The sequence below is a fragment of the bacterium genome (assembly GCA_023230585.1).
GTDB lineage: Bacteria > Ratteibacteria > UBA8468 > B48-G9 > JAFGKM01 > JALNXB01.
Genome location: JALNXB010000100.1, coordinates 1 through 4538, shown reverse-complemented (window position 1 = coordinate 4538; position 4538 = coordinate 1). Strand labels below are relative to the sequence as shown.

Sequence of the window (4538 nt, the reverse complement as noted above, 5' to 3'; positions counted from 1 at the left end):
TCGTATTTTTCTTTGTCTGCCAACTACACCCCTCATCCTTTCTTGCCCTACGGGCTTCAGTCAGCGGGCTCACCGACTCGCCCTTTGTGCTATACAGTGCTCATTATTCTTCGCACCAGCACTCTTCTCCCTCAAGGGGAGAAGGTAAAGAGGGAGTGAGTAGACACCCCATACGCCTTTCTTTTAACCTTGCCTTTGTTTTTTTCGTTAAAAAAGTATGTGTTTAGGAACGAATTACGAGGTGCTAACCGACGCTTTTTGTCGTTGCGAAGGAACGCTTTGTGTGACTGCGGCAATCCTCGTTTTTATCCCTACTATTGTTTACCCCCCATTCCTTTTTCGCCTTCGGCGGGATTGCCACGCTAAGAGGCGCTCGCAAAGACGGAATGGGGGGCTGTTAACAAAAGGTTCAAGCCTTTTGTTCCCCTACTCTGAGCCTGTTGAACCCTTCGGAGATGCTTTATATGCAGAAGGGTAAGTTCTCAGAGTGCTCGATTGTTGGGTAGAGGTTGTATGCGCCGTAGTACCAGAGTGAATAGACACCTCTTACTTTTTTGTCCCATTAACTTCTCTGCAAACCCTTGGGGATTCCAATACCTATAATTCTCAAGGGTAGAAGGCAAAGGCAGGGGTATTCCTTTTCGCCTTCGGCGAGATTGCCACGTCATTAAGAAACATTCCTCGCAAAGACGGAATGCGAAGGGTCAAAGTACTTCTATATTGTGGATATCTATGTAAAATTTAAGAATGGAGCGGTTTCAATACCCCGAAGGGTCAAAGTACTTCTATATAAACAAAAGCAAGCTAGAACTTGCTAAAGCCATATGGTTTCAATACCCCGAAGGGTCAAAGTACTTCTATATGCAGGACAAAATACAGGATTCGCCCAGATAGTGGCGTTTCAATACCCCGAAGGGTCAAAGTACTTCTATATACCAACTCTTTATTGGGAATTTGTAAATATATTATACCAGAGTTTTTTTGAAGATGCAACTATTAATATTGATACAAGTGAAACTAAAGAGAAAAACACGAAATTTTCGCAAATGCCATTAAAATATCCTATATTTTCCGTTACCGAAAACAGTATATTTACCAAGATGGAGATATTCGCCGAGTTTTAAAATTTTAAGGTAGGGAGATATATTACCTTGATAAATAATTGTCCCCATAAGCCCTCCTGTAGGTAACTCTTTCTTTTTTCTAAAAGAATACCTTGCTATATCAACCCATTTAAGATAATTTTTTTTAATTAAGACCTCTTTCTTTATATTTATATCTGGCATACTACTGTTTTCACCACAATGAAAGTAAGATAACAGAAAAATTCTTCTTAAGAGTCCTTCTATTATTGTATCAAATGTAGGAGAGGTTTTTATTAGTTTACCCTTACTTTCATACCTTAAAGGGGTCTCAAAAGAAACGCTAATTTTGTTATCGGTAAACTTTGGAAAAAAAGGTTTGATTGAGTTTAAATCAATTCTGCTTGAACTTGAAGAAGTATTTGAATTGTTGTTTATTAAAGATATAAAATCTTCAATATCTCCGTTTGGCATAACTAAATCTATCCCTTTAATTTTAAATCTCCCGTTGTTGTCTCCTATACCGTTTTTACCCATTTCTTCAAATGTTTTTATAAAATATGGAAGGTGTTTGTTGGATTTTCCGAATAACGTTACTTCAAAAGAAAGAGGTTCGTGTTTTTCATAAGTAGTTTTTTTTGTTAAAGGTGGTAGAATAATAAAAGGTCTTGGAGGGGTAGCGTATTTTCTGCTGTTTGGGTCGTTGGCTACGGGCATTGTATCAAAAATATAAACATAAAGACACTCTTCCCTATTTTTGCAGTTTTTACAACGGCTTGCTTTTCTGTTTATACAAACTATGTTTTTTAGAGTTTTACCAAAACTTCCTCTTATTATTGAACCTTTATATTTTGCTAAAAGAATTTTTTCTATCGCTGAGCAGTGGAAGATGTATTTATGAAGGTAGAGAGAAGATAAAAATGGTAATTTAAAATAGTTCATAGTCAAATAAGAATCTGTTTTTATATTAATTGTTTTACTAAACATTAACGCTTATTTGCCAATGTTATTGTTTGTTATATAAATATGTTAATAGCATTTTTTGAAAAAGTCAATTTTTAAGATAATAGGTAGAGTTTTGTTCGGTAGGTTATTTATAGTATTATAGTATTTATAAATAAGAAAAATTACATATAAGGATCTGTAAAATGGAAGAACGTTTAATGGGTGCTACACGTTTTAGGAACCAGATATCTGAATTTCTTAATGAAGCAAAATTTCAAAAGTTTAACTATAATCAATTACCAACTATTTCTACTCAAAGAACTTCTTTTCCGCCAGTTCTTGCTACATATCTTTTGAAGAAAGAAAACCTCTTAGATAATCAAAGTGACTATTTTAACTCTATGAGATATCCGTTATTTCTTGCTGGAATTTTGTTAAAGATACAGGAAGGTAGAATTGTGAACGGTAGTGAATTGGTGGATTCTGTTAGAAACAACTTTTACACAAAAGAGGTAGAAGGAAAGACAGAAAATGTTTTGTTTGACCTTAGCTACGGTGCTCTTCAATTTTACGCTTTCTTTGAAGATGAGGTCTATAAAGACCTTTTTAAGGTTACTCTTGGGTTGACAAGAATTACTCTTGAAAATATACGAAAAGTTTATCATATTGAACATCTTAACCATTTTAAGACGCACGCAGCTGTTTTCCTTGCTGCTGAATCTGATAAACAGCATTGGGTAGAACTTATTTTGAAAACAAACGAAATCCTTGAATCGTGGGGAGAAAGCCCAGCTAATGTTAGTGTAATTACTCATTCGGCTCATAATCTTTATATTTCTTGTCAAAATATGCCTGATGAAGACAAAGCGTATAATATTGTACGAAAACATAGAGAAGAACATAAAAATAACAAAATTGATGTTTCAAAGACAGCGGATGAACTAAATTCAGAAATTGGTTGGAAAGATGCTTCTCATATTGTTAAAATTCTTTGGCCTGATTTTTATAAACATTATTATAGATATAATGTTGGCGTTGTCAGAGAAATTAGTTCTTACACCAATGTTGATGAAGCAAAAAAATGGGCTGTTAAAAATAAATTTGTATCAGAAAGCGGAGCACCTTATGTAAAAGATAGTTTAGATACTGAAGCCCAAGATTGGTTACTTTCTTTTCCTGGTGGATATACTATAGGAAACACTTCAATGCTTTGTAAAGCAGGTAATACTCGACTATTATTTGATTATGGATGCGACAATTACGGAAGAATGCCCGTATGGTCTCCTGATATTGATTTGGTTGACGCTGTTTTAATTTCTCACGCTCACAGAGATCATATCGGCGGGTTACTGGACCTTTATATTGTAGATAAGTATCAAGGTCCTTGGTATGCTACCTCTAAAACTGCCGATTTAGCCCGATTAATTTTTGATGACCATATAAAACTTTTAAAAAGAGAGTTGGGAGATGGGTGTCCTTTTTCAGAAGTTGATATAGAATATGTTATGTCTAAATGTGTTTGTGTAGAGATAGGAGATGAAACTCAGATATCAGGTAACCTTTCTATAACACCTTATGAAGCAGGGCACATTATAGGGTCTTGTCAATTTCTTTTAACAGGTAAAGATACCTCAATTTTGTATACAGGGGATTACAACACTCAAGAGATTTATTCTGTAGAACCTATGGATAAGATTGAGGATGAGAAGAGAAACAAGATTATGGCACTCATTACTGAAAGCACTTACGCTTTTAGAGAAGACACTATTATCAACGGTTTAGAAGCAAGAGAAAATCTGCTTGATAAGATTGCTACTGCACCTTCCTTTCCTGTTTTGCTTCCTGTGTTAAGTTTAGGACGGGCTCAAGAAATTCTCGCTGCTCTATCAGGAACAGAATATAGTGTGGGAGTTTTTGGGCTTGCTGCAAGAATAACCGAAGCTTCAGGTATAAATTATCATAACAATATAGTGTTTGAAAGAAAACCTGTTTGGAAAATTAGGAAAGATAAGTACGATATTCTGGTAGCATCAGCGGGTAGTTTACAGGGTGGACCAGCAAAAGCTTTCTATGAAAGACAAGATATGAAGCCATTATTTATTATATTAACAGGGTATATTTTTCCTGGGACTCCTGCAAAGAATATTGAAGAACATATTCCAAAGATTAGATATTCAGGGCATCCTTCCCATAAGGATTGGTTTGAATATATAAATAGTTTTCCCAATGCTGATAAATTTGTTATTCATTACCCTGGTGCAAGGGATGAAGTAAAAGATAGCGAGTTGATAGTTCCACATATAGGCAAGGAATATAGAGTGAAAAAATGGACTGAGGTTTTATAAGAAACAATATTTCTTTTTTCGTTATGGCATAAAAGGTGATATAAAGTCTTTTCCAGTCAAATAATGAGCCTGAAATAATTAAGGGTCACAAACAGGCATAATTTTTTTTAATAACCTGCTTCTTTGTTTTTGTACTATATCTGCCATTTCATTGTCAGTCTTGCTA

2 protein-coding genes and 1 CRISPR repeat array are annotated in these 4538 nt (G+C 34.9%); of the genes, one reads left to right on the top strand and one right to left on the bottom strand.

All coding sequences use genetic code 11. From position 1 onward, the window contains the following. Positions 1-685: 685 nt before the first annotated feature. Positions 686-936: a CRISPR direct-repeat array (repeat unit 36 nt; unit sequence GTTTCAATACCCCGAAGGGTCAAAGTACTTCTATAT). 116 nt (positions 937-1052) lie between these two features. Next, positions 1053-2069: a CRISPR system precrRNA processing endoribonuclease RAMP protein Cas6 gene (cas6, locus tag M0P98_09290; GenBank protein ID MCK9267040.1), complete on the bottom strand. Its 1017-nt coding sequence runs from the start codon at positions 2067-2069 to the stop codon at positions 1053-1055. A gap of 161 nt (positions 2070-2230) precedes the next feature. On the opposite strand from cas6, the gene M0P98_09285 reads away from it, so the two are divergent. Then, the gene (locus M0P98_09285) at positions 2231-4372 is read left to right on the top strand and encodes an MBL fold metallo-hydrolase (protein ID MCK9267039.1); all 2142 of its coding nucleotides are present in this window, start codon (positions 2231-2233) and stop codon (positions 4370-4372) included. Positions 4373-4538: the final 166 nt, after the last annotated feature.